Raw genomic sequence first — 911 nt, forward strand, 5'->3', positions numbered from 1 at the left:
TTTAGGTCTGCTTAGTTGCTGCATGATCTTGCGAAGTTAAGCAAGTTCACTGTGCCGATAAATTAGACCATCTCATTTAAATAAAAAACAGTCGATAGTATTATCTGCCTTGGGTTTTTTTAGCTTTATAGTATGCCGGTACTACATAGAATTATTTCCTGTAAAACCCATTAATCAGGGATTTCTAGTAAATAGTTTAAGTGTATTTATGGCTCTTTTTATACTAATTTATTATGTTAAAATACTGACAATTAAAAATAGTGTTAATAATATCCGTGAAAGGCAAATTTTACACAGAGACTATCTTAAGTTGACGGAAATTAGTAAGTTAAAAGACAAAACATTTGGTATGATCGGGCACGATCTGCGCAGCCCAATTGCGGTGTTGAAAACACAACTCATGTTGTTGCGCAGCAGCGTTGATAATAACCGGGAATTATCGAAACATAGTCAGGAACTGAGTACGCTTGTTGATTCTATTCAGAGCCTGCTTGATAATATTTATCACTGGTCAATGCTTCAGCAAAATGCCCTTATCAGCCGCAAAGTTCAGCTTAACCTTTCTGATATAGCCGAAGATGCCCTGCACAGCTATGAACACTATATTGCCAGCAAACTACTTAAGCTGGAAACCAAGTTTGATAAAGCATTTATCACCGGAGATGAGTACCAACTACTTGTATTAGTACGGAACCTGATCCAGAATGCCGTCAAGTTTACACCAGTGTCAGGCGTGGTACGCATTGAAACCGGTGCTCTTAAAAATGAGGCTTATCTGCTGGTTGTTGATACAGGTATTGGCTTTCCGGAGACAATAAAGGACGGCTTTATGGCTACAGGGCTTTCTCATAAAACCCTATGCATGGTCATAAATTCGATTAGTGAGTTAAAATCATCCGCAAACTGATCGA

At 38.2% G+C, this 911-nt stretch carries 1 protein-coding gene; it reads left to right on the forward strand.

Translation table 11 applies throughout. The annotated features are described in order from the left end of the window. Positions 1 to 208 precede the first annotated feature (208 nt). Positions 209 to 907: a sensor histidine kinase gene (locus tag AC23NW_RS36185; RefSeq protein ID WP_487455585.1), complete on the forward strand. Its 699-nt coding sequence runs from the start codon at positions 209 to 211 to the stop codon at positions 905 to 907. The last annotated feature ends 4 nt before the right edge of the window (positions 908 to 911 follow it).

Source organism: Arsenicibacter sp. R0_47 (assembly GCF_057652235.1).